16 protein-coding genes are annotated in these 23,509 nt (G+C 71.5%); 7 read left to right on the top strand and 9 right to left on the bottom strand.

Annotated features, from left to right (window positions below; translation table 11 throughout):
• The first annotated feature begins 38 nt into the window (after positions 1 to 38).
• Both ACGFJ2_RS46740 and ACGFJ2_RS46735 read left to right on the top strand, forming a co-directional pair.
• Positions 39 to 1,241, top strand: coding sequence for an MFS transporter (locus ACGFJ2_RS46740; protein ID WP_393479654.1), 1,203 nt, complete (start codon positions 39 to 41; stop codon positions 1,239 to 1,241).
• On the top strand, positions 1,232 to 2,005 hold the full coding sequence (locus ACGFJ2_RS46735; RefSeq protein WP_357952048.1) for an alpha/beta fold hydrolase: 774 nt from the start codon (positions 1,232 to 1,234) through the stop codon (positions 2,003 to 2,005). The genes ACGFJ2_RS46740 and ACGFJ2_RS46735 overlap by 10 nt, the downstream gene beginning before the upstream one ends.
• Here the strand turns inward: ACGFJ2_RS46735 and ACGFJ2_RS46730 are convergent.
• Positions 2,002 to 2,487, bottom strand: coding sequence for an RDD family protein (locus ACGFJ2_RS46730; protein ID WP_357952046.1), 486 nt, complete (start codon positions 2,485 to 2,487; stop codon positions 2,002 to 2,004). The two genes, ACGFJ2_RS46735 and ACGFJ2_RS46730, sit on opposite strands and share 4 nt — an antisense overlap.
• 110 nt (positions 2,488 to 2,597) lie before the next feature.
• Here ACGFJ2_RS46730 and ACGFJ2_RS46725 point away from each other — a divergent pair, with 110 nt between their 5' ends.
• A complete protein-coding gene (locus ACGFJ2_RS46725) occupies positions 2,598 to 3,233 on the top strand; it encodes a TetR/AcrR family transcriptional regulator (protein WP_393479650.1) in 636 nt (211 codons plus the stop codon).
• A 124-nt stretch (positions 3,234 to 3,357) separates the two neighbouring features.
• Here the strand turns inward: ACGFJ2_RS46725 and ACGFJ2_RS46720 are convergent, their stop codons facing one another.
• A complete protein-coding gene (locus tag ACGFJ2_RS46720; protein ID WP_393479647.1) occupies positions 3,358 to 9,627 on the bottom strand; it encodes an RHS repeat-associated core domain-containing protein in 6,270 nt (2,089 codons plus the stop codon).
• A 401-nt stretch (positions 9,628 to 10,028) separates the two neighbouring features.
• On the opposite strand from ACGFJ2_RS46720, the gene ACGFJ2_RS46715 reads away from it, so the two are divergent.
• Positions 10,029 to 12,107 (top strand): alpha-galactosidase, encoded by a 2,079-nt coding sequence (locus ACGFJ2_RS46715; protein ID WP_393479644.1) that lies wholly within the window; start codon positions 10,029 to 10,031, stop codon positions 12,105 to 12,107.
• 46 nt (positions 12,108 to 12,153) lie between these two features.
• Here the strand turns inward: ACGFJ2_RS46715 and ACGFJ2_RS46710 are convergent, their stop codons facing one another.
• Complete coding sequence (locus tag ACGFJ2_RS46710; RefSeq protein WP_393479642.1) at positions 12,154 to 12,999, bottom strand: AraC family transcriptional regulator; 846 nt, start codon at positions 12,997 to 12,999, stop codon at positions 12,154 to 12,156.
• A gap of 93 nt (positions 13,000 to 13,092) precedes the next feature.
• Here ACGFJ2_RS46710 and ACGFJ2_RS46705 point away from each other — a divergent pair, with 93 nt between their 5' ends.
• The gene (locus ACGFJ2_RS46705; protein ID WP_357952030.1) at positions 13,093 to 13,830 is read left to right on the top strand and encodes a phytanoyl-CoA dioxygenase family protein; all 738 of its coding nucleotides are present in this window, start codon (positions 13,093 to 13,095) and stop codon (positions 13,828 to 13,830) included.
• A 53-nt stretch (positions 13,831 to 13,883) separates the two neighbouring features.
• Here ACGFJ2_RS46705 and ACGFJ2_RS46700 read toward each other — a convergent pair whose 3' ends face one another.
• Positions 13,884 to 14,894 (bottom strand): LacI family DNA-binding transcriptional regulator, encoded by a 1,011-nt coding sequence (locus ACGFJ2_RS46700; RefSeq protein WP_393479639.1) that lies wholly within the window; start codon positions 14,892 to 14,894, stop codon positions 13,884 to 13,886.
• 230 nt (positions 14,895 to 15,124) lie between these two features.
• Here ACGFJ2_RS46700 and ACGFJ2_RS46695 point away from each other — a divergent pair, with 230 nt between their 5' ends.
• Entirely contained in the window at positions 15,125 to 17,425 is a 2,301-nt protein-coding gene (locus ACGFJ2_RS46695) for a glycoside hydrolase family 3 N-terminal domain-containing protein (RefSeq protein WP_393479637.1), read from the top strand.
• A gap of 60 nt (positions 17,426 to 17,485) precedes the next feature.
• Here the strand turns inward: ACGFJ2_RS46695 and ACGFJ2_RS46690 are convergent, their stop codons facing one another.
• From ACGFJ2_RS46690 to ACGFJ2_RS46680, 3 genes are all read right to left on the bottom strand, one after another.
• Complete coding sequence (locus tag ACGFJ2_RS46690; RefSeq protein WP_393479634.1) at positions 17,486 to 19,354, bottom strand: bifunctional copper resistance protein CopD/cytochrome c oxidase assembly protein; 1,869 nt, start codon at positions 19,352 to 19,354, stop codon at positions 17,486 to 17,488.
• 84 nt (positions 19,355 to 19,438) lie between these two features.
• Positions 19,439 to 19,966: an MFS transporter gene (locus ACGFJ2_RS46685; RefSeq protein ID WP_393479631.1), complete on the bottom strand. Its 528-nt coding sequence runs from the start codon at positions 19,964 to 19,966 to the stop codon at positions 19,439 to 19,441.
• 188 nt (positions 19,967 to 20,154) lie between these two features.
• Positions 20,155 to 20,754, bottom strand: a complete 600-nt coding sequence (locus ACGFJ2_RS46680) for a hypothetical protein (RefSeq protein ID WP_357952020.1) — start codon at positions 20,752 to 20,754, stop codon at positions 20,155 to 20,157.
• A gap of 241 nt (positions 20,755 to 20,995) precedes the next feature.
• Here ACGFJ2_RS46680 and ACGFJ2_RS46675 point away from each other — a divergent pair, with 241 nt between their 5' ends.
• Positions 20,996 to 22,144: a helix-turn-helix domain-containing protein gene (locus ACGFJ2_RS46675; RefSeq protein WP_357952019.1), complete on the top strand. Its 1,149-nt coding sequence runs from the start codon at positions 20,996 to 20,998 to the stop codon at positions 22,142 to 22,144.
• 78 nt (positions 22,145 to 22,222) lie between these two features.
• Here ACGFJ2_RS46675 and ACGFJ2_RS46670 read toward each other — a convergent pair whose 3' ends face one another.
• Complete coding sequence (locus ACGFJ2_RS46670; RefSeq protein WP_393479628.1) at positions 22,223 to 22,828, bottom strand: energy-coupling factor transporter transmembrane component T family protein; 606 nt, start codon at positions 22,826 to 22,828, stop codon at positions 22,223 to 22,225.
• On the bottom strand, positions 22,825 to 23,499 hold the full coding sequence (locus tag ACGFJ2_RS46665; protein WP_393479626.1) for an energy-coupling factor ABC transporter ATP-binding protein: 675 nt from the start codon (positions 23,497 to 23,499) through the stop codon (positions 22,825 to 22,827). The genes ACGFJ2_RS46670 and ACGFJ2_RS46665 overlap by 4 nt, the downstream gene beginning before the upstream one ends.
• Positions 23,500 to 23,509: the final 10 nt, after the last annotated feature.

The following is a 23,509-nucleotide window of genomic DNA, read 5'->3' as shown; positions in this document are numbered from 1 at the left end:
CATTTTGCGCATCAGCGCTGAGCGGGCACGCTCGACGGGTGCTCTCGACTCGCGTGTCAGGGGATCGCGCCTCCCTCCGGATCAGGTACGGGCTGATGTTCGGCGGCCTGGCCAACTTCCTGGCGCTCTACTACGTCCAGCCGTTGCTGCCCGGCGTCGCCGACCACTTCGGGGTCTCCGCCGCGGAGTCGACGGCGGTGCTGTCGCTGGCCACGATCACGATGGCGGTCGCGCTGCTGTTCGTCGGCCCGATCTCCGACGTGGTGGGCCGGGTGGTGATCATGCGGTGGTCGCTGACCGGCTGCGCGGTCCTGGGCATCGCCACCGCGTTCGCGCCCACCTGGCACGCGCTGCTGGTCCTGCGCGGGCTGCAGGGCGTCGCGCTGGCCGGGCTGCCCGCCGTGGCGCTCGCCTACCTGCGTGAGGAGATGCTCGACGGATCCCACGTACGGGCCAACGCCACCTACATCACCGGCACGGCCCTCGGCGGGGCGGCGGGGCGGTTGCTGCCCGGCCCGGTCCAGGCGGTGTGGGGCTGGAGCGGTGCCAGCGCCGTCGTGGGGGTCGTCACGCTGCTCTGCGCCATCGGCCTGTGGGTCCTGCTGCCGCCGTCGCGGCACTTCGAACGCTCCAGCCCGCGGCTGGGCGACCTGCTGCGCAACACCGCGCTCACCCTGCGGGACCCGTCCCTGGTGGCGCTGTGCCTGGTCGGCGCGGCGACGATGGGGGCGTTCGTCGGGCTGTGCAACGCGCTGACCTTCCGCCTCGAGGCGGCGCCCTATCTGCTGGGCGGCGCGGGCGCGCTGGTGTTCCTGGCCTACCCGGTGGGCGTGCCGGGGCCGCTGGCCGCCGGGCGGCTGGCGCTGCGGCGCGGGCTCGGCCTGGCCGCCCTGCTCGGTGTCGCGCTCCTGGTGACCGGTACGCTGCTCACCGCCGCACCCCAACTCCCCGCCATCGTGATCGGACTGGCCCTGGTGACCTTCGCCTTCCTCGGTACGCACTCCGTGGTCAGCGGCTGGGTCTCCGACCGCGCCCACCGGGTCGGCGTCGGCGTGGGCCAGGCCGCGGGGCTGTACCTGCTGGCCTACTACGCGGGCAGCTCGATCTTCGGCTCGCTGGCCGCCTACCGGTGGGAGACGGGCGGCTGGTCGAGCGTGATCACCGTCTCCGTCGGGCTGCTCGTCGGCGCCGGGTTCCTGCTGGACCTGGCCCGCCGCTTCGACACACGATCATGCCGGTAGCCGTCACCGGGGACGGCGTCGCCGTCTCCTACCAGATCCGCGGCCGGGGCGAGCCCCTCGTCCTGCTGGCCGGGCAGGCCAACGACCACCACTGGTGGGACGGCGTCAGGGACGACTTCGAGGACCGCCACACCACCGTCACCCTCGACTACCGCGGCACCGGGGACAGCGACAAGCCCGACGTCCCCTACACCACCCGCGGCTTCGCGGCCGACGTGGTCGCCGTCCTCGACGACCTGGGCGCCGACCGGGCCCACGTGTACGGCACCTCGATGGGCGGGCGCGTGGCCCAGTGGCTGGCGGCCGACCACCCGCACCGGGTGGGGTCGCTGATCCTCGGCTGCACCTCGCCCGGCGGCCCGCACGGCCTCGAACGGGACAACACGGTGAAGAGGTCGCTGGCCCAGCCCGACCGGCAGGCGGCGCGGCGGGCGCTGCTGGAGCTGATGTACACCCCGGCCTGGCTGGCCACCCACCCCGGCCCGTACACCACCCTCGGCGATCCCGGCATGCCCGCCTTCGCCCGGCGGCGGCACCTGGCCGCCAGCGCGGGGCACGACGCCTGGGACGCGCTGCCCGGCATCACCGCGCCCACGCTGATCTTGCACGGCACGGACGACGTCTTCAATCCGGCGGCCAACGCGCCCCTGCTCGCGGGCCGCATCCCCGGCGCGACGCTCCGTCTCATCCCCGGCGCCAGGCACGCCTACTTCGAGGAGTTCCGCGAGGTCGCGGGTCCCGCCGTCCTGGACTTCCTGGATTAGTCGATCATGACGACCGTGTTGGCGGCCAGGTCGTGCAGCGCGTGCCTACGGTGGGTCAGGACGATCCAGAGGAGGTCGATCACGGTCAGGCCCAGCGCGGCGAAGAAGCCGGTCATCAGCGCGCGTCCCGCCGCCATGGCGGGGGTGAGCCGGGCGCCGTTCTCGCGCACCACGCGGATGCCGAACGCCTTCTTGCCGACGGTCTGGCCGTTCCAGTAGCCGACCAGCAGCCAGTGGTAGGCGTACCACACGAACGCCCCGGCGATCAGCCAGCGCCAGTCCAGGTGGAAGACGAAATCGGCGAAGTCCTTCGCCGGGTCCATCGGCTCGAAGACGCCGGCCCGCGCCAGGAGAGGCCGGGTGAGCACGCCCAGGAGGACGGCGTCGCAGACACCGGCGAACAGCCGCCGCCAGCGCCCCGCGAGCAACTCCTGCGCTAGGTGGCCGTAGGGCGGGCCGTCTCGCCACACCGACTCGGACATGGATTCACTCCAGCTGATTGAGTAGTGGTCTCTCCGAAGGGCGTTCCATCGCGTTCCACGGACCGGGGGCATGCCAGAATCGAGGTGCCGAGCCGTACCCGAGAGGACGAATGACCATCCCCGCCGACCGAAACGCCGAGCCCGCCGCCGGACGGACGGCCGTGGTGAGCCGGACGGGCCCCAAGCGCAGCGAGAGCATCCGGCTCGCGGTGCTCAACGCCGCCGACGATCTCCTGGTCGAGCGGGGGTTCAACGGGGTGACCATCGAGGGCATCGCCGTCCGGGCCGGGGTCGCCAAGCAGACCGTCTACCGCTGGTGGAAGTCCAAAGTCGACATCCTCCTCGACACCCTGGCCGACGACGCCCGCGACGCGCTGGCCTGGCCAGGTGGCGGGGAAGACGCCGAGGAGGAGTTGAAAGCGCAGCTCCGCCGGATCGCGGGGTTCTTCCAGGAGCCGGCGGGCCAGGTCCTGCGGGCGCTGCTCGGCCACGCCCAGACCGACCAGGCCACCGCCGAGGCGCTACGCGAGAAGTTCCTGCGTGAGCAGCGCGAACGCGACCTGCAGGGGCTGCGCGCCGTGCTCGAACGCCACACCGGCCGCCCGGTGACCGAGCCGACCGTGGACACCCTGCTGAGCGTGCTGCTCGGCCCGCTCTACTACCAGGCGCTCGTCCACGGCGGCCCGCCCGGCCCCGAGCTCCTGGACGCCACGGCCCGGCACGTCCTCGACCTCGCCACGCCCTGAGGCCAAGCCCTGAAGCCAAGCCCTGAAGACGGCTATGTGCGGCTCAGCGCGCTAAGTCGGCGGGTCGGCGCGGGGCCCCGGGGCCCCGGGCCCCGCGCCGGTCAGATCAGACGCGCCGGTCGGATCAGAACAGTCCTCCGAAGAAGTCGTCGAGGCCGCTCTGGTCGAAGTAACGGATGAAACGGCCCGTGGTGTCGCTGACGGTGCCGGTCTTCGTCATCGGCGGCTCCTGCTCCATCGGCTTGTAGTCCTGTCTCATGCCCTGACCCGAATTCGAGGGCGGGACCAGGTTGGGTGGCGGTTCCCCATCCGGATACATCTTCCCGTTGCGGAACACCGAGACGGACTGGGTCGGCTGCGACACTCCGTTGTTGCCGTAGACCTGTCCCGGCCGCACGGCGGCCGAGCGGGTCGCCTTGGGCGGCGACTGCCGTTGCGCCGCCCGGTGGCTGGTCGGTCTCCTGGCAGGACGCGCACGTGATGCTTGTCTGGAGGGGAGCCTGGTCACCCGCCCGTTGGTCACCTTCTTCACGTGCCTCCTGGTCTGCCTCGCGACCTTCTTGGCCTGCCGTGCGGCTTTCGCGGCTCTGCGCTTGCGCGCCTGTTCGGCGGCCTTCTTGCGCATCTCCTCCGCCTTCTTCTTGGCCTCCTCCGCCTTCTTCCGCCTTTCCAGTTCCTTCGCCTTCTTCTTGGCCTTCGCCGCGGCCTCCCTCGCCTCCTTCAGCGCCTTTCTCTTCTTGGCCAGTGCCTCCTTCAACTTCCTGGCCGCTTTGGCGAGGGCCCGCAGTAGGGCCCGGCGGGCGGCGATCGCCCGCCTCAGCGCCTGCTGGGCGAGCTTTCTGGCCAGCGCCCGCGCCGCGAGCCTGGCGATGACGGCGGCGGCGATCCAGACCCACTGCCCGTCGGGGTCGCTCATGGTGACGGGGCTGTTGTTGGCGTAGGCGTAGGCGTTGAACTGCTGCGGGTCCTCCTCGTCGATGACGGGGTCGACGGACAGGAACCGCCCGTTCTTGGCGTCGTACTCGCGGGCTCCGAGCTGGACCAGCCCGATCGAGTGATCCTGGACGCCGCCGACGAATCCGCGCTGGCCGGGCCACCACGGTGGCGGAGTGCCGCGGTCCTCGCCGAACGGCGTCATCCTCCGGACGGCGACCTCGCCGGTGCCGGCGTTGACGGCGGCCTGCGCCGTGCCCTGGTGGTCGGAGGCCAGGAAGTAGACGTTGTTGTCGGGGGTGCGCACCGCCACCGGCTCGCCGTTGATGGTGTAGTAGCGGGTGCACTCGACGACGTCCTTGGCGTTGTCGAGGCGCAGCTCCATGTCGTCGATGTAAAGCGTCGAGTCCGTCGGCGTCTTGCGCAGGAGCCGGTCGCCGTCGGCGTCGTACACGAACGAGGTGGTCTTGCCCGCCTCCGTCACCGACTCGAGGTTGCCCTCGGAGTCCCAGACGAGGCTCTGGTCGGCGGTTCCGACCTTGCGCCTGGTGGTGTTGCCCGTCTCGTCGTAGGCGAAGGTGTCGGCTCCCACCGACTGGAGGGCGTGCGGCTGCTTCTCACCGGGCTCGGGGTAGGTGGAGGTGCGGACCGTCTCGGCCGCGCCGCCCCAGGCGTGCTTGGTCTCCTTGATCCGGTTGCCCGTGACGTCGTAGGCGTAGCTGGTCGCGTACGGGGCCACGCCGCCGATCTTGCCGGACTGCGGGGTGCCGCTGGCGCAGTCGTCGGTGGCGGTCCATGCCGAGGTCAGGCGGCGCAGATAGTCGTAGGTGAAGCACTGGGTGTCCGGCGACTGGCCACCCGCCCTGTCGGCGATCTTGGTGATGTTGCCGGCCGGGTCGTAGGTGTAGTTGAGATCCAGATCGCTCTCCGGGGCGTTCTCGCGGTCGAGTCGCGTCCGGGTCAGCCGCTGGGTGACCTCGTCGTGGGTGAAGGTGAGCCAGCTCTTCTTGCCGCCGGAGCTCAGCTCGTACTGAAGGGTCTCGCCCATCTTGGAGTAGCGGGCGGCCGTGACGTACGACGACAGGCCGGCGACCTTGGTCGGCTGACTCAGCTCGTCGTAGGTGTAGACGACCGACTCCTCGGCCAGCCCGCCCGCGGCCGGGAAGCTGACCGACTGGACCTGGTCGTCGAGGGTGTAGCGGGTGTTGAGCACGTACGAACCGGCCAGCTTGCCTTCCCGCTCCGGGACGGTGACGGTCTCCCGCAGGGCGCGGTACTCGGCGTCGATCGCGTTGATCTCCGCCTTGTACGCCTGCCCGCCGACGTAACGGATGCTGGCGTTCTGGTGCCCCTTGGCCAGTTCGTCGTACTTCCACTCCGCGAGCAGCGGGCCGTCCTTGGAGCCCTCGTGGGTGGCCACCTTGCGGCCCAGCACGTCGTAGTCGTAGGCGAGGGTCTTGCCGCGCGCGTCGGTGGAGGTGAGCATCTCGTCGGCGTCGTTGTAGGTGAAGGTGGTGACGCCCTTGTCCGGGTCCTCGGTCTTGATCTCCCGTCCGCGCAGGTCGTAGGTGTGCCGCCAGACGTTGCCGGCGGCGTCGGTCACGGTGGACAGCCGGCCCGCGTTGTCGTAGGCGTACTTGGTGGCGTCGTACTCGCCGGTCGGCGTGGCGCCCTTGTACTGCCGCAGCTCGATGAGCCGGTCGTCGGCGTCGCCGATGCGGGTGACGGCGGTGCCGCCGGGCGGAGGCGTGATGTGCACCCGGTCGCCCTCCTGCGTGACACTGGCCCGCCACTTCTCCACGCCCTTGGCCCGGAGGACCTGGGCGCTCATGTCGCCGGCGCCGTCGTACAGGTAGCCCATCTGGGTGGGCACGTCCGTGTCGGCCACCCCGATCAGGTCGGTGGACGGCTCGCCCGGGCTGAAGTAGCCGCTGTTGTTCTTGGTCACCTCGCCGAAGGAGTTGTAGAAGGTGTCGGTGATCGTGCGCCCGTCGCGCAGCTCCGGGTCCTGCGTCTGGTCGTCGCGCGGGGCGGGCTCCTGGGTCTGCCGGTCGCGCAGCAGGCCGTCGTACAGCTCGTAGCTGGTGGTGTAGCCGCCGTCGCCGCGCAGCGTCTTGGTGGTGACGACGTTCGGGCCGTCGGTGCGGGTCAGGTAGGAGTACTCGGTGTTGGGCGACTGGCCCGCCGCCTTGCTCCGGTCGGCCTGCCACACCTTGACCAGGCGGCCCAGCGCGTCGTGCTCCATGTCGGTGCGCCGGTCGTTGGCGTCGATCTCGGCCACCGGCTCGCCCCAGGCCGGTTCGAGGAAGGTGCGCTCCATGTGCCCGAGCGGGTTGGTCTCCCTGACCTCGGTCGCCGGGGCGCCGGAGGCCGGTGAGTAGGTGGTGGTGTCCTTGGTGCCGACCGCGTCGGTCTCGCTGGTCGTGCGCCCGTAGGTGTCGTAGGTCAGGACGGAGTTGGTGATGGTCGTGCCGTCTCCGGACGTCTGCTGGATGGTGGTGACGTCGCCCTTGACCGGCCCCTGGCCGTAGGGCTTGCCGTCGTACTGCACCCGCTCGTCGGAGATCACGTCACCGGCGGCCAGCTTGGCCACTCCGGCGCCGCAGCCGGCGGCGACCTTCTGGATCCTGCTGGTGTAGTCGAGCATCCAGGCCGTGTCGTTGCGGGCGTAGGTGAAGCGCGTGCACTGGTCGTCGTCGGAGGTGCCCAGGTCGCCCTGCTCGTCCACCTGGGTGAGCAGGCCGTGCTCGTCGAAGGAGCGGGTCTCGCCGACGCGCCGCCACTTGCCGCCCGCCAGTGCCTCGCGGTTGACCATCGACTTCTTCTCGACGATGTACGCGGTCTTGGTGACACCGTCCTGGGTCGACTGGGCGGTCTTCAGCGACCACGGCTCCTCCGCCGTCGCGGAAAGGATCGGGCCGCCGTCGCCGTCGTAGAGGATCTCCTCCCGTTGGATGGCGGCGTACTGGTCGAGGTCGTCCAGCTTGCCGCCCTCGGAGTCCACCACCTGGACGTCGCGCTTGGACCCGTCGGCCAGGCGGTCGCCGTCCATGCCGCGGAAGTACCTGAGCTCGGTGAGCGTGCGCTTGCCGTCCTGGCCATTGCCTTCGCGGACGCGCACCCGGCCGAACCCACGCCAGTCCGACCACGTGCGGTGCGCGGGCTTGACCAGGATGTTGTCGGCGTAGCGCCAGGCGGCCCCGTCGAGATACTCGTAGTCGGTGACCACCGGCGGCGAACCGGCGACCCGGTCCACCTCGAGGGTCTGCTTGACGACGTACTTGTGGAACCAGTCGGTGACCTCGCCCTCGTCCGGCGGTGCCCACCGTTGCGGGAAGCAGAGCCGGGTGTTCTTGTCGGCGGCCGGCAGGTCGCCCGGCTTGCAGTCGGCCGGGGCGTAGTTGATCCGGAGCTCGCCGCCGCTCTCGTTGTTCACCGCCTGGACCCGCCACTTGACCAGCGGCGCGCGGCCCTCGTTGGCGTCCACCCTGTTGGGCAGCTGGACACCGATGAACGTGATCTTCGGCAGCGTGATCGTGCCGCCCACGTGACCGCTCTGCTGGATCGAGGCCAGCCACAGCGACGGGCTGAGGCCGTCACCCGTGGCGGGGAACTGGTGCGCCAGCGCCCAGGAGTCCACCGGACAGTACTGCGCGCCACCGCACTTGGCGGTGTCGGTGTTGACCACCTGCGTGGTGACCTTCGCCAGCCGCTTGCGGCTGAAGAACGTCGGCGCGAGCCGGTCGGTACACTTCTGGCCCGAGCCGCAGATCTGGTCGAAGGGGACGTCCGGCCAGTGGCTCGCCGTCTCCTTCTTGAGCTGGTCGGCGGCACAGGTGACGGTCCCGCCGGGGACGCACCGCTCGGCCACGTCGAAGACCGCGCGGGCCGCGGGCGCCTTGGTGAACAGCTCGTTGCGCAGGTAGCCGTAGTCGATGCGGGTCAGGTAGCCGCCGCGCACGTACTCCGTGCCCAGCTCGGGCTTCATGTTGCGGCCGTAGAAGTTCTTCTCCGCCTCGTACCAGTAGGTGATGGCGTTGCCGTGGGTGTCGACCTCCAGGTCGAGGTTCCACCGGTACGCCTGCTGGCACCAGGCGTTGGCCGGGGTGCTGGAGTAGCAGGGCTCGCCGCTGTTGTTGCCGAACACCGGATGCGTCCAGGTGGACTTCGTCTCCGGCTTGCCCGACGCCCAGCCGGGCAGACGGTTGAGCCCGAAGCTGTACTGGGTGCCGTCGGCGGTCGTGACGCGCCAGTACTCACCGTTGTTGTCGCCGTTCACGGCTCCGGTGAGGTATTCGATCCGGGTGCCGTCGTCGCGCTTGGGCCGCCACTGCTTGGTCGTGGCGTCCTTGACCAGCTCCACGGACGAGCTGCCGAGGGACAGCGTCGCGTTCTCCTGGTCCCAGCACAGATCGCCGGTCTTCTTGCCGTCGAGCATGCACGACTTGTAGCGACGTTCGATGTAACCGCCCGGGGTCAGCTCGAAGCCCTCCCCCACCCACGACGGCTGGTTGTTGGTGGCGGCGGTGCGGCCGTCCACGCTCTGCGAGGAGTAGGCGATCGACATCTCCGGCTCGTCACCGCCCAGCGCCGGCGGCGCCCGCAGCTCGTAGCTCCAGCTGAAGTCACCCGACTGGGTGCCGACGCTCCAGTCGGCGGAGGGGGCGAGCGAGGTGGCGGAGTGGTCGCCGGACGAGCCCGACGGCGCGGCCGTCACCGCGTACAGTGCCAGCAGGTCGACGTCGGCGGACAGCTTGCCGGTCTTCGTGTCGTTGTCGCTGGGTACCGGCTCCGGGCGGGGACACCCGGCCGCGGCGGTCAGCGCGCATTCCGGCAGCCGCACCATGCGCAGCCGGGCGCCGTAGTCGCCGCCGAACGCGTAACGGAAGCCGGAGTAGTCGATCTCCAGACGGGTCTTCCCGCTCTTGGCCGCCAGGCCCTGACCTGGCGAGACCCGCAGTGCGAGCCCGAGCAGGCCCGTCGGCGCGGTGTCGAGCAGTTCGACGCGGACCCGATCAGGAGTGGCCACCTCGGCCTCAGCCGTCTTGGCCGTCTTGTCCGTCTTGGTCGTCTCGTCCGCAGTCGTCTTGGCCTCAGCCTTCGGTGTGGCGAGCCGCACCGGGAAGCCGGCGGTCAGGGTCTGCGTCTTGCCGGTCGCGTCCAGCTCGACGGCCTGTGGTTTCGGCCAGGTGATGCCGGGTGGGGCCTTCCACGCCTGTTTCGCCGCCTGATCGGGCGTCATGGGCAGCACCGGGACCGCCCGCCCGCGGACCGGGGTGTCCTTCTGCGTGACCGGGGCCGAGCGCGGCGCGGCGCTCGCGGGCATCGCGTGCGTCAGCGGCACGACCATGATGACGGCCAGGATGGTCGCCAGCCGCCGCGGCCATGGCGATGGACGTGCTGGTTGCTGAAAACGATTCCAGTGGGATTCGGGCAGGTCTAACTCGGACGGTTCATCCATTGAGCTCACCCATTCTGCGGGACGAGTCGGGACTGGTGTGCGGCTATTGGGGCAATCTGTGGGGGGTTCAGCACGCCGTCGTGACGCGGGGTGAGCCGGAGGGTCCCCGTCCCGTCCTGGCCGGCCGCGATGGCCATGCGCCCGATTTCCATCTTCATCCGGTGCCGTCATGAGGCACCGGCCCTCGGTCATCGCTTCGTCTACCAGGTCGTGGCCGACGTTAAGAGAATGATCTTCCGTTTTTCTTCCGTTCTTCTTCCGTGCCGGTTCCGCGAGCGGGAGGCTGCGATTTGTCGCCCGGCGCGCCGATTGCGGCACCTGCTCGCCGGTCGACCGGCGCACCGTGCGAACCTCTTACACGAAAGCGGGCCCGGCGCCCGTCCGAGTGTGAGGAGCCCGACGTGTCCCCCGTGATCCTTTCCGCCGCAGGCACCTGTCTCGTCCTTGACGTCGCGGGCTCCGGCCTGCCGCGGGTGCGCCATTTCGGTGCCGACATCGGTGCGGTCGCCGAGGAGCAGCTCCTGCCCGCGCTGGCCTCTCTGACGCCGGCGCCGCCGCTGGTGCCGCTCCAGGGCGACAGCTGGTACGGCCGACCGGGCCTGTCAGGAGCCCGTACGTCCGCGCATCGGCCGGTCAGGTGGAACCTCTACGGCCCGGTCGAGACGCGGGCCGTACCCGGTGCGGGCGGCAGTGTGACCGTGACCGCGACCGACGATCGGGCGGGGCTCCGGCTGGTGAGCGAGCTGGCCATGGACGCCAACGGCGTGGTCACGATGCGGCACGCGCTGACGAACACCGCCGCCGAACCGTACCGCGTGGAGGAGCTGACCTGCGCGTTGCCGCTGCCCGCGCGGGCGGATGAGCTGCTCGACTTCACCGGGCGGTGGGCGCTGGAGAAGGTGCCGCAGCGCCGGCCGCTGGCCTACGGCGTCTGGTCGCGGGAGAACCGGCGCGGGCGCACCGGGCACGACGGCACGGGCCTGCTGGTGGCGGGAACGGGCGGGTTCGGGTTCCGGCACGGCGAGGTGTGGGCGGCGCACGCCGGATGGAGCGGCGACCACATCCACTACGTCGAGCGGCTGCCGGAGGGCGTGACGCTGCTGGCGGCCGGCGAGCTGCTCGCGCCCGGCGAGATCATCCTGGGCGAGGGCGAGACGTACGAGACGCCGCTGGTCTATTTCACCTGGTCGGACTCCGGGCTGGACCCGGCGGCCGGGCGGCTGCACGGTCACCTGCGCTCGCGCGGCCCGCGCCCGGCCCGCCCGGTCACCCTGAACAACTGGGAGGCCACCTACTTCGACCACGGCCTCGACCGGCTGCTGGCGCTGGCCGACCGGGCCGCGGAGGTGGGGATCGAGCGGTTCGTCCTCGACGACGGCTGGTTCCGGCACCGCCGCGACGACAAGGCCGGGCTCGGCGACTGGTACGTGGACGAGGGGGTGTGGCCCGACGGCCTGCACCCGCTGGCCAAGCACGTGCGCAAGCTCGGCATGCAGTTCGGGCTCTGGTTCGAGCCGGAGATGATCAATCTCGACTCCGACCTCGCCCGCGAACATCCCGAATGGGTGCTCGGCCGCGCCGACCGGCTCCCGCCGCCGCAGCGCAACCAGCACGTGCTCGACCTGGCCCGGCCGGAGGTCTTCGCCTACCTGCTGGACCGGATCAGCACGCTGGTGGGCGAGTACGAGCTGGACTACATCAAGTGGGACCACAACCGCGACATCGCCGAGCCCGTCCACGACGGCGTGGCGGGTGTGCACGCGCAGACCGTGGCCGCGTACCGGCTGATCGACGAGCTGCGCCGCCGCCATCCCGGGCTGGAGATCGAGTCGTGCTCGTCCGGCGGCGCGCGGATCGACTACGGCATCCTGGCCCGTACCGACCGGGTCTGGACCTCCGACAGCAACGACGCGCTCGACCGGCAGGCGATCCAGCGCTGGACCGGCCTGCTCGTGCCGCCGGAGCTGATGGGCAGCCACGTCGGCGCGCCCCGCGACCACGTCACCGGCCGGTCGCTGCCGCTGTCGTTCCGCTGCGCCACCGCGCTGTTCGGCCACATGGGCGTCGAGTGGGACCTGACCTCGACGAGCGAGGCCGAACGCGAGGAGCTCGCGGAATGGATCGCCCTGCACAAGCGGCTGCGGCCGACGCTGCACGGCGGGACCGTGGTCCGCGCCGACCATCCCGACCCGGCGGTGCTGCTGCACGGCGTGGTCCGGGGCGGGCACGCGGTGTTCGCCTGCGTCCAGCTCGCCTCCCGGGTGGCCATGGGGCCGGCCCCGCTGCGCCTGCCCGGACTGGACCCCGAGGCCGTCTATGAGGTGCGGGTGGCCGGCCGCCTGCCCACGGGTGTCGGGCTGCCGGAGTGGACGGCCGCCCCGGTGCGCCTGCGGGGCTCGGTCCTGGCCGGGCTCGGTCTGCCGTCCCCGGCGCTGAAGCCCGCCACCGCGCTGGTCATCGAGCTGGAGGAGGTGCGCTGACCCTCGCCCGCCACCGCGCTCGTCATGGCGCTGATCATGGCGCTGGTCACGGCGCTGGCGCAGGTGCGCTGAACCTGGCCCGGTAGCCGGACGGGCTCATCGCGAAGAACTGCCGGAAGCGGCGGCTGGCGTAGTTGGGGTCGCTCCACCCCACCTGCCTGCCGATCGCCGCGACCGGCAGGTCCGTCTCGATGAGCAACGCCGCCGCCCGCTCGGCGCGCAGCCGGTTCAGGTAGGCCATCGGCGAGATGCCGAGCTGGGCGGTGAACGTCCTGGCCAGGTGCGCGGCCGAGACGCGCGCGAGCGCCGCCAGGTCGTCCACCGACCAGTCCCGCCGCGGGTCGCCCTCCAGCTCCCGTACGGCCAGCAGCACCGCGGGATGCGTCCCCGCGCTCCCGGCGGCGGGCTCACCGAGCGAGGCCAGTGAGGCCAGTGAGGCCGCCGCCCCGCCCAGCAGGCACAGCAGCGCTCCCACCTGCGTGATGTGCCCGCCCACCGCCGCCGGAAGCGCGGCCTCCACCACCGCGAGCGCCCCGTCGTCCAGCCGCGACACATGCCCCGAACGGTGCAGCAGCCTGCCGATGTGGGGTTCGGCCCGCAGCCAGGCCAGCTCCCGCTGGAACATCTCCGGACCGACATACACGTTGTGCACCACCAGTCCGCGGCAGTCGTGGTAGCCGTGCCAGTCGCCCGGTCGCAGCAGCGCGACCGAGCCGCGGCTCAGCTCCTGCTCGCCGATGGCCGAGACGTGCGTGGCCGTCCCCCTGGTGACCACGGCCAGCTCCAGGAAGTCGTGACTGTGCGCGCTGTTGTCGGCGGCCAGCTCGTGCCGCTCCGCCACCACGGGCGGCCGGTCGGGGGTGAAGACGTCGTCACGTCGTACGCGGTGCACATCAGGATTGTGCTACATGCGAGCAACCCCCGTCCTAGCCCGCCCCGGCACCGCCCGGCAAGAGTGGAGGCACCACCGACAAGGGAGAAGAACATGCTTGACGACGCTCAGGTGTCCGCGTACCGACGTGACGGTTTCATCCACCTGCCGCAGGTGATCTCGCGTGCGGAGGCCGCCCGGTACGCCAAGGCGGCGCTGGCCGCGCAGGAGACCGTGCGGGACAACCGGGAGGGCGACATCTTCGTCCAGCTGCTGCAGCTCTGGCAGCACGACGAGACGCTGCGCGAGCTCACCCTGCACCCGGGGCTCGCCGCGCTCGCGACCCAGCTGGCGGGCGTGCCGCTGCGGCTCTGGCACGACCAGCTGCTGATCAAGAAGCCGCACAACGGCGCGGCCACCGAGTTCCACCAGGACCAGCCGTACTGGCCGCACACCGGCTCGCGGCACGCCCTGTCGGCCTGGATCGCGCTGGTCGACGTGCCCGTCGAGCGGGGCTGCATGACGTTCGTGCCCGGCTCGCAGGATCTCCAGGACCTGCGCGCCCAGGACTTGACGGACGGCCAGGACCTCTTCCGGATCGCGCCCGAGCTGCGGTGGCGGCAGCGGGTGACCGTCCCGTTGAAGGCGGGAGACTGCACCTTCCACAACTCGTACCTGGCGCACTGCGCCACGCCCAACTTCACCGACGACCCGCGCATCGCGCACGTGGTCATCTACATGGACGCCGACGCGGTCTTCGCCGCCGAACCGGCGCACGTGCTGACCGACCCCCTCGGCCTCACCCCCGGCCTGCCGCTGCCCGACGAGCACTTCCCCAGCTTCGCTCGCTGATCGACCCCGACGTCACGCGAGTCGGCGCGCCGCGCTGCCTCTGGACCCCGGCGTCACCCGGGTCGGCGCGTCGCGCTGCCTCTGACGATGAGGCTCGTGGCGAGCTCGATCCGGGTGCCGGCCGAGCCCCTGCGGTGGGCCAGCTCTTCGGTGATCAGCCGGACCGCCTCGTTGGCCATGTCGTCGAGCGGCTGACGGACCGTGGTGAGCGGCGGGGACAGCATCTCGCACAGCGGGGAGTCGTCGAAGCCGACCACGGACACCTCGTCGGGGATGCGGATGCCACGCTCGGCCGCCGCCTGGTAGACGCCCGCGGCCTGCAGGTCGGAGCCCGCGAAGATGGCCGTGGGCCGGTCGGGGTGGTCGAGCAGCTCGGCGCCGAACGTCTTGCCGCCGGAGACCTGGAAGTCGGCGAACCGCGTGAGGTCCGCCGACGGCTCGACGCCGAAGGTGCGGTGCGCGGCCAGATAGCCCTCGTAGCGGTCGAGGGTGCACTGCGTGTCGAGCGGCCCGCCGATGAAGCCGATCCGCTCGTGCCCCAGCTCCAGGAGATGGGTCGTCGCCATCACCCCGCCCGACCAGTTGGTCGCGCCCACGGTCGAGAGCCGGGGGTCGCGCTTGCCGACCGGATCCAGAAGCACCAGCGGGACCCGCAGCAGCTCTTCGACCGCCGCGATCTCCTCCTGGTTGGCGCGCGAGAGCACCAGGACGATGCCGTCGGTGCCGCGCTTGCGCACCATCCCGATCCAGCGCCGCAGGTCGAAGTCGGCGCGCGCGGAGGAGGTCACGACGAGTGAGAACCCCCAGCGCGCGGCCGCCTGCTCCGCACCCTTGACCAGGACCTCAGCCCAGGGCGAGCCGAGCCCGTCGATGAGCAGGTCGACCAGGCCGACTTGCGGGGCGCTGGGCGGGCGGAGCGCTTCGTACCCGGAGGCGCGGACCGCTTCGAGCACCTTGCCGCGGGTGGCGGCGGAGACGTGCTTCTTGCCGCTCAGCACTTTCGAGACCGTCGGGACCGACACCCCGGCCGCCGCCGCGACATCGGAGAGCGTGGGTCGGGGCACAGTACCTCCCGTTTGCCGACTTTCGGAAAATCGTCTGGCCCGCAGACGCTTATCCAACTGGGCTGATGAGGCGCATGCGGCAAGTGTTGACACGACTACAAGTCGGAATCTACCGTAACGAAACGGCAATGTCACGGCATTCTTTCGGAAAACTATCCGGAAACTTTCCGATGCGATGACGGAAGCCCGCGCCGAACCGGGCGCGCCGGATCAACAGTGAGGGTGCGTGCATGACGATCGATGAGCGTCGAGCGCGACGCGTCGGCGACCTGCTGGCCGACATGTCGCTCGACGAGAAGCTCGCGCAGCTCGTGGGCGTGTGGCTGAACGTCAATCGCGAAGAGGGTGTCGTCGCGCCGCTGCAGGATTCGATGCAGGGCGAGGACGTCGCGTTCGAGGAGTTCGCCCGCCACGGACTCGGGCAGATCACCCGGCACTACGGGACCCGGCCCGTCGATCCGGAGTGGGCGAGCACCCTGCTGGCCGCGCGGCAGCGATGGCTCCTCGACCACACCCGCCTCGGCATCCCGGCACTGGCGCACGAGGAATGCCTCACCGGGCTGGCGGCCTGGCAGGCGACGACCTATCCGGTCCCGCCGGCCTGGGGCGCGTCCTTCGACCCCGAGCTGGTCGAGCGGATGGGCCGGCGGATCGGGGCGAGCATGGCCGCGCTCGGTATTCATCAAGGGCTCGCTCCCGTGCTCGACGTGATTCGCGACCAGCGGTGGGGGCGGGTCGAGGAGTGCGTGTCCGAGGATCCGTACGAGGTCGCGACGATCGGGGCGGCGTACGTGCGGGGGCTCCAGTCCGCGGGCGTGATCGCCACGCTGAAGCATTTCGTCGGCTATTCGAACTCCCGCGCCGGGCGGAACCTGGCCCCGGTCCACGCGGGGCCGCGTGAGGTGGCCGACGTGCTGCTGCTCCCGTTCGAGGTGGCGATCCGGGACGCGGGGGCGGGCTCGGTGATGAACTCCTACGCCGAGATCGACGGGATCCCGATCGCCGCGGACGACCACTACCTGACCCGGATCCTGCGTGACGAGTGGGGTTTCGACGGCACCGTCGTCGCGGACTACTTCGCGGTCGCCTTCCTGCACACGCTGCACGCCGTCGCCACCGACGCCGAGGACGCCGCCGTACAGGCGCTCACGGCGGGGATCGACGTCGAGCTCCCCACCGGGGTGGCCTATCTGGCGCCGCTGAAGCAGGCCGTGTCGAGCGGGCGGATCGCCGAATCGCTGATCGACCGGGCGTTGAGCCGGGTGCTGCTGCAGAAGGCGAAGCTCGGCCTGCTCGACGACAACTACGAGCCCGCTCCTTCGGGGCCCGTCGACCTGGACGACGCCGAATCCCGGGCGCTGGCGCGGCGGCTGGCGGAAGAGTCCATCGTGCTGCTGACCAACAACGGCCTGCTCCCCCTCGGCGACGGCAATGGACAGCGCATCGCCGTCATAGGCCCGAACGCGGACAGCGTCACCGCGCTGTTCGGCTGCTACTCCTTCGTCAACCACGTCCTGCCGCACTTTCCCGAGGTCGAGCCGGGCATCGAGTCGCCCACGCTGCTCGAGGCCCTGCGGGCGGAGTTCCCGGACGCGGTGCTGCGGGTCGCGCACGGCACGGGTGTCGACGACGGCGACCGCGCGGGGTTCGGCGAAGCCGTGGATCTGGCGGCCGCCTCCGACGTGGTGATCCTCGTGCTCGGCGACCGGTCCGGCCTGTTCGGCCGGGGCACCTCCGGCGAGGGCTGCGACGTGGACACCCTCGACCTGCCCGGCGCCCAGCAGGCACTCGCCGACGCGGTCCTCGCCACGGGGACTCCGGTCGTGGCGGTCCTGCTGACCGGCCGGGCCTACGCCGTGCCGGGCATCCTCCGCGAGGCCGCCGCCGTGGTGCAGGCGTTCTTCCCCGGCGAGGAGGGCGCGGGCGCCATAGCCCGGGTGATCAGCGGAGCCGTCAACCCGTCGGGGCGGCTGCCGATGAGCATGCCCAGTTCAGCCGCCGGCCAGCCGTACAGCTATCTGCATCCCCGGCTCGGCGCGGCCGGTTCGGTGAGCAACATCGACCCCGCTCCGGAGCTGGGGTTCGGTCACGGGCTGAGCTACACGAGCTTCGCCTACGACGAGGTGTCCGTGGCCGGGACCGCTCCGGCGGCGGACGGGTCGATCCGCTGCTCGGTCGTCGTCCGCAACGCGGGTGAGCGGGCGGGCGCGGAGATCGTGCAGATCTACGCGTCGGACGTGGTCGCCTCGGTCACCCGGCCCGTCGCCCAGCTGGTCGGATACGCGCGCGTCGAGCTCGCGCCCGGCGAGCGGGTGTCGGTCGGCTTCGAGGTGCCGACGCGGCTGCTGGCCTTCACCGGGCGCGACGGCCGACGCGTCGTCGAGCCCGGCGAGGTGACGGTGACCGTCCGCCGCTCCGTCACCGACGTCGTCGCCGAGAGGTCGGTGACACTGACCGGGCCGGTGTACGAGATCACCGGCGCCGAACGGCGGCTGACCACGGTCGATCAGACGAGTGTCCTCCTCCACTGAGCGGCGGGCTGACCACCGTCGATCAGACGAACGTACCGACCGGCGGCTGACCACCGTCGTTCAGACGAGCGCCCTTCTCCGCTGAGCGGCCCGCCGCCATGACGTCAGTCGTACCACCGGCGCCACGAGCACCACGACCGCGACGACCAGCACCGTCAGCCCGGCGGTCCGCTGGTCGGCGGACAGGTCCGACACCCCCGGCGGCGACACCAGCGTGAACCAGTCCACGCCCACCCCCGCCCCGAACCGCAGGGCCAGCCCGAGCGCGAACTGCGCCACGGCGACCACCGCGAGCAGCCGCACCCGCGCCACCCAGGTGATCGGGCGCGGCAGCGGATCCACCCCGGCCAGCACCCAGAAGCACAACGCCCCGGCACAGAAGAGCACCGCCAGGGTGAGCAGATGGAGCGCGTAGCTGTACAACGACTGCCCCAGCCAGCCGGTCCCGTACAGCACCGCCATCGGCACGATCTGCGCGGCGGCGACGGTCACCGGGTGGGTGAGCCGCGAGGCCAGGCGGCTGTCCAGGATCGCGCGGGTCACGTCGCCGTACTGGGACCGGTCCGTGGTGGTCTGGGCGGCGAGCGTCAGCGGCGCGCCGAGCGCCAGGAGCAGCGGCGCCACGAGCGCGACCAGGCCGTACTGCAGCGCCTGCGCCGACAGCATCGCGCGGGCGTAGCCGCCCACCCCGCTGAGCAGGGCGAACGCCAGCACCGCGAGCCCGGCGAGCCACGCGGCGGTACGGCCCGGCGGCCACACGATCCCGTCGCGGGCCAGGCGGCGCAGCCCGACGAGGTAGCCGATCGCGAGGCCGGCCAGCAGGAGCAGGATCAGCGGGTCCAGCCTGATCTCGGTGAGCAGGCCGCCGATCGAGAAGGGCGGCAGGTTGTACTCCAGCAGGAGGTGATCGTGGCCGCCGCCGCCCTCCGAAGGCGGCGGCGGGGTGCGTGACAGGGCGACCGCGAGCCCGACGGCCGCCGCCATGACGATCGCCTCACCAGTGGCCAGTCGGACGAACGTGCGCCGCACCGGGCGTTCGGCCAGGCCCGCGACGGTACGGCGGCGATGGTTCCGGCCGAAGACGCCCAGAGCCACCAGCGCGGCCGCCTTGGCCAGGATGAGCAGGCCGTAACGGGTCTGCCACAGCTGCGCGACGGCGTCGAGGCGTACCCAGGCGCTGGCCACGCCCGACACGGCCACCGCGCCGAAACAGGCCAGGGCCAGCGTGCTGAACCTGGGCACCACCTCCGTGAGCCGGTCCGACCGCCGGAAGTGGACCAGGACGGCGGCCAGGCCGCCCACCCACACCGCCACCGCCGCCAGGTGCGCCATCAGCGCGGAGATCGCGATGTCGTGGTCGCCCGCCGAGGCGGCGTGGCCGACGTAGGCGGGCGGCAGGATCGCGAAGACGGCGACCGCCAGCAGGAAGGCGTTCCACCAGGGCGAACGCCACAGGCTGGTGCCGATCGCCACCATCCCCGCCGCCGCGGCCACGATGAGCAGCGCCTGGGTCTGCGGGACGGTCGTGCCGAACGACAGGATCGACGGGCTCTCGAACAGGTCGGTGAGCGGCAGGCCGACGACCTCCGAGATCGTCAGCAGGTACGTCACCACCGCGGCGGTGGCCCAGCCCAGCCCCCAGCGGCCGGCCGCGCGCAGGCAGGCGGCGGCCTGCGGCGTGCCGCGCGGCGCCAGGATCACGGCGGCCACCAGTGTTCCGACGGTGGCGAAGGCGCACAGGTCATAGGCGAACCGGGCCAGGGGCATCCCCCAGTCGGTGAACGGTCCCGCCTTGGGCAGGCCCGGGATCGACGGCTGCGGCACGCTTCCGCCGAACAGCAGGGCCGCGACCAGCACCAGGACTCCGGCGGCCACGGCGACGACGGCGTATCGGCGGGCCGGCGTCGCCCCGCCTCGGAAAGTGGACACGGCTGCTCAGGTGCCGAAGGGCAGGGGTCGACGGCGTTGGGGGGTTGACGGCATGGTGATCTCCACGTGGCTGCGGGACGGGGTTCAGAGGGCAGCCGGGAGCGGGGGTCCACGCCGGACGACCGCGTGACGCAGGACGCTTTCGTACGGTCCGCCGGGTGAGCGATAGGCGGGCGCCGGTGGAGTGAGTGGGTATGCGGGGCACGACGGCAGGACCAGGAGCAGGCGTACGGCCAGCCGCCGCAACACCGCCCACAGCGCGGTCTCGCCCCTGGCCACCCACCATCCGGTCACCAGAGCGGCGGTGAGGTGGCAGAGCACCATGCCCATGTCGGCGGCCGGTCCGTGTCCAGGCGGCATGGGCGCGGGTGCGTCGTGCCAGGAGAACAGCCCGTGCAGGAGGACTTGCGCCGAGCCGAGCAGGACAGCGATCAGGACCGGTTCGCGCTCCCGGCCGGCCAGCGCGGCGGCGCCCGCCGTTACTAGCCCGGCGCCGAGCGCGAGATGGCCGGGGCCCGGCAGAGTGCCGTCGGCGAACCAGTGGGCCAGGGCGGCCAGCGTCACACAGACGGCCGCGAAGAGGGCCGACCGCGCTAATCGCAACGGCAGCATGGCTCGCATGGTGCCCAAATGCTCCCACACCAGCAGCTCGCCGTGAGGCGCGTTCCCACCTATAGCGTTTTATCCGAAATTTCAGCTTTTCCAGGCTTATAACGGTGACGCCGAGCGGCCCGCTCAACGCATGAGCGCGCGCCGGTGGCACCCGTATCGGCACCACCGGCGCGCTGATCAGGTGAGCGTCAGGCGTGCAAGCCCCGACAATTGATCTTGAACGAGTCGCCGTAGCCTTCCCAGACCCCTACCAAGGTCCATCCCTGGGCGACCTTGTCAGCGTGCTGCCAGGTGCAGGCCGCATGCAGGTCGAGGCGGATCTGACCGTCGTTCCTGGTGCAGACCCAGCCGGTCACGTTGTCGCCCAAGTGCTTCGCGCCGTTGTAGCCGATCGACTGGCAGAAACCGGCGAGGTTCATGCCCTTGTAGAACTCGGTCACTCCCGGCGTGGCATGGCACTTCCACTCGCCGGCGCTGGTGCCGTTGGTCGACGCGGTGACCGGATAGCCGGCGGCCACGAGCGGACTGAACTGCCACTGGCAGGCACTGGCCACCGAGAGGCCGACTTCGTCGTTGCCGCTGACGCACCGCCAGCCATCGAAATGGGTGCCCACCAATTTGGCATGGTCGTACCCGATCGACCTGCAGTAACCGTTGAGGTCGACGCCGCCCAGGTAGGCGTCGACCGATTGGACTGTGAGCGGTGCGGCTTGGGCGGGTGAGGCGCCCAGCCAGGTCGCGCCCAGGCACGCCAGCAGCACGGTCAGGACGAGATGACGCAGTCGCATACCGATCCCTTCGTCGAGCGGTCGATGGCGCCGCAGCCGAACCACGCCGCGGCCTGCCAAGTATCAAATCCGCCCGGCGAGCAGGTCTTCGTGGCGGCGACACAAGGTCACACGCGCTGTTGCGCGTTCGCGTAAGGAGCATTGATCCACGACGAGCGGGCCGACGAATACGCGGGGGGCAAGCACCGAACCTGACCGTTGAAGGGGGCACGGGTTGACGGGGAAAACGGGGAAACGGAACGTGGGCGGACTGTTCGCGTCGTTACGTGAGCAGGTGGAGGACAACGCGCGAAACGCCGTGTCGGCGTATCTGCGCGAAATCCCTGAATACCAGGACATCCCGACTATTGGCGGCGAGCGCGACCACCAGGCGAGCATGTACGATTTCGCGGTCTTCATCCGGTCCCGCAGACTCGACCTGGCGCCGGCGCGGCTGCCGCTCAACGACGAGGACCTGTCGACGATCTCGTCGGTGGGCCGCCAGCGTGCCGAGCTGGGGCTGTCCGTCCTGTCGCAGCAGCGGGTACTCGGGCTGCACACGCACCTCACGCTCCAGGAGATCCACCGGGTGGCCGGCCCGGAGGACGGCGACGACCTGCTGCGGATGCTCGGCTGGATCGGCGCGCAGGGCGTCCGCGCCAGAAGCGCGTACCTGCACGGGTACACCGATGGGGTGGGCCGGTCACGGACGCTGGCCACCCGCAACGAGCTGCTCGCCCGCGCGCTGCTCGCGGACGAGCCGGTGGAGCCGCGGCTGGCCGACTCGCTGCGGCCATTGGTGGCCGCCCACTACGCGCTGACGGTGGTGCGTGTCCCCGCCCCCGCCGTGCCCGAGCAGGACCGCTCCGCCGTGGTGAGCGCGCTCGCCGCCGGCTCGCTGGTCGCCTGGCTGAGCCGTGGCGAGCTGGCCATCCTGACGCCCGGCACCGTGGACCGTACGGTGGCGCTGCACCAAGTGCGCTCGGCGGTGGCGCTGCTCGGGCGGCCCTGCCAGATCGCTTCCGTGGAGGGCGTGACCGGCCGGCTCGCCGAATCCCTCACCTGGGCGCGGGAGGCCAGCCGGGTCGCGCCGACGGAGGACCGGCCGGCGCGCCTGTACGTCCTCGCCGACCTGTTCGTCGAGATGGCCGTCGCGAACACGCCGGAAATCGACGCGTGGCTGCGCGCGTTCGCCCGGCGGCTGTCCAACGGGCCGGACCTCGTGTCGACCCTGCACGCCTACTACCGCCACAACATGAACCGCGCGGCCGCGTCGGCGGCGCTGCGCATCCATCCGCGTACCTTGGACTACCGGCTGCAGCGCGCCCGCAAGGTGACCGGCCTCGAGCCCGGGTCGACCCTCGGCGTACGGATGCTCAGCACGGCGGTGGCGCGCCTGCTGGCCCGGTGAATCGGCTGGGCAGGCGTGACCGCCCGACGCCTGCCCATCGACACGTGACCGCCGTCAATCGTCCAGTCGCTCGGCCGGTCAGTCGTCCAGGCCGCGGGCGCTGAGGGCCTCGCCCAGCGCGTCCGCGTGCCGCAGCGCGCTCACCACCAGCGGCACGGCGAAGGCCCGCACGCTCCACTGCACTCCCCTGGCGCGCTGCGCCTCCCGTACGCGGGTCGCCAGCTCGGCCATGACCGGCACGCTGCGGATCGTGAGGGACAGCAGCAACGACAGCCGGAACGGGTCCAGCCCCACCCAGCGCGCCGGCGACAGGCAGCGTTCCAGGAACGCCATCATGGCCTCCGTCCGCGTCGTCAGGGTGACCAGCCCGGCCAGGGCGACGGCCAGGACGACCCGGGACACCGAGGTGATCGCCGACGGCAGGTCCGCGAACACCGTCTGCACGGCGAACAGCGCCACCGCGAACCAGCGGACCGGCCGCACCTGCGCCCAGGCCGCCGCCGCGCCCACCCCCGAGACGGCGAACAGCACCCCCACCACGAGCGCGGCGACCGCCATCGACACCGGTGGGCGCAGCAGGACGAGCACCGTGCAGCACGCCGCCAGGCCCGCGAGCTTGGCCCCCGCGGGCAGGCGGTGCAGCGGCGAGCCGCCCGGGACGTAGGCGCCGGTGAGCCCGTTCACGACATGAGCTTCCGGTAGTGGTCGATGGCCGCCGGCGGCGCGGCGTCGGCCACGATCCGTCCCTCGTCCATCACCAGCAGGCGGTCGAAGTCCGCCAGCAGTGCCAGGTCGTGGCTGATCACGACCACCTGCTGCGGCAGATGGCGCAGCACGTCGGCGACCAGCCGGGAGTGGCGCAGGTCCAGGAGGGTCGTCGGCTCGTCCATGACGAGGATCTCGGGTTCGAGCACCAGGACCGAGCAGAGGGCGAGCAGCTGCTTCTGGCCGCCGGACAGCTGGTGGGCGGGGTGGTCGGCGTGGCCCGCCAGGCCGTACCTGTCCAGCACGGCCGTGACCCGGCGCTGAACCTCCTCGCGCGGCAGTTTGTGCCGGCGCAGGGAGAACGCGACGTCCTCGGCCACGGTCGGCATCACGATCTGCGCGTCCGGGTCGGTGAACAGGAACCCGACGCGCCGCCTGATCCTGGCCGCGTGGCGGCGGGTGTCGTCGCCGAGGACGGTGACGGTGCCGGAAGTCGGCAGGACCAGGCCGTTCAGCAGCCGGGCCAGCGTGCTCTTGCCCGACCCGTTGGCCCCGATCACCCCGATACGCCGCTCGGGCAGGCGGGCCGTGACGCCGCACAGCACCTCACGCTGCCCGAGCCGGACCCGCACGCCGTCCAGCTCGATCACCCACACCACC

The sequence above is a fragment of the Nonomuraea sp. NPDC049028 genome (assembly GCF_043197735.1).
In the GTDB taxonomy this organism is placed as follows: domain Bacteria; phylum Actinomycetota; class Actinomycetes; order Streptosporangiales; family Streptosporangiaceae; genus Nonomuraea.
Note: the sequence above shows the minus strand (reverse complement) of the source record. Positions and strands in the feature narration are given on the sequence as shown.

What these genes read in the sequence shown, in the direction of transcription:
- ACGFJ2_RS46705 (WP_357952030.1), top strand. Translation starts at nt 13,093, where the DNA reads ATGCTTGACGACGCTCAGGTGTCCGCGTACCGACGTGACGGTTTCATC.
- ACGFJ2_RS46730 (WP_357952046.1), bottom strand. Translation starts at nt 2,487, where the DNA reads ATGTCCGAGTCGGTGTGGCGAGACGGCCCGCCCTACGGCCACCTAGCG.
- ACGFJ2_RS46725 (WP_393479650.1), top strand. Translation starts at nt 2,598, where the DNA reads ATGACCATCCCCGCCGACCGAAACGCCGAGCCCGCCGCCGGACGGACG.
- ACGFJ2_RS46685 (WP_393479631.1), bottom strand. Translation starts at nt 19,966, where the DNA reads ATGCTGCCGTTGCGATTAGCGCGGTCGGCCCTCTTCGCGGCCGTCTGT.
- ACGFJ2_RS46720 (WP_393479647.1), bottom strand. Translation starts at nt 9,627, where the DNA reads ATGGATGAACCGTCCGAGTTAGACCTGCCCGAATCCCACTGGAATCGT.
- ACGFJ2_RS46735 (WP_357952048.1), top strand. Translation starts at nt 1,232, where the DNA reads ATGCCGGTAGCCGTCACCGGGGACGGCGTCGCCGTCTCCTACCAGATC.
- ACGFJ2_RS46695 (WP_393479637.1), top strand. Translation starts at nt 15,125, where the DNA reads ATGACGATCGATGAGCGTCGAGCGCGACGCGTCGGCGACCTGCTGGCC.
- ACGFJ2_RS46680 (WP_357952020.1), bottom strand. Translation starts at nt 20,754, where the DNA reads ATGCGACTGCGTCATCTCGTCCTGACCGTGCTGCTGGCGTGCCTGGGC.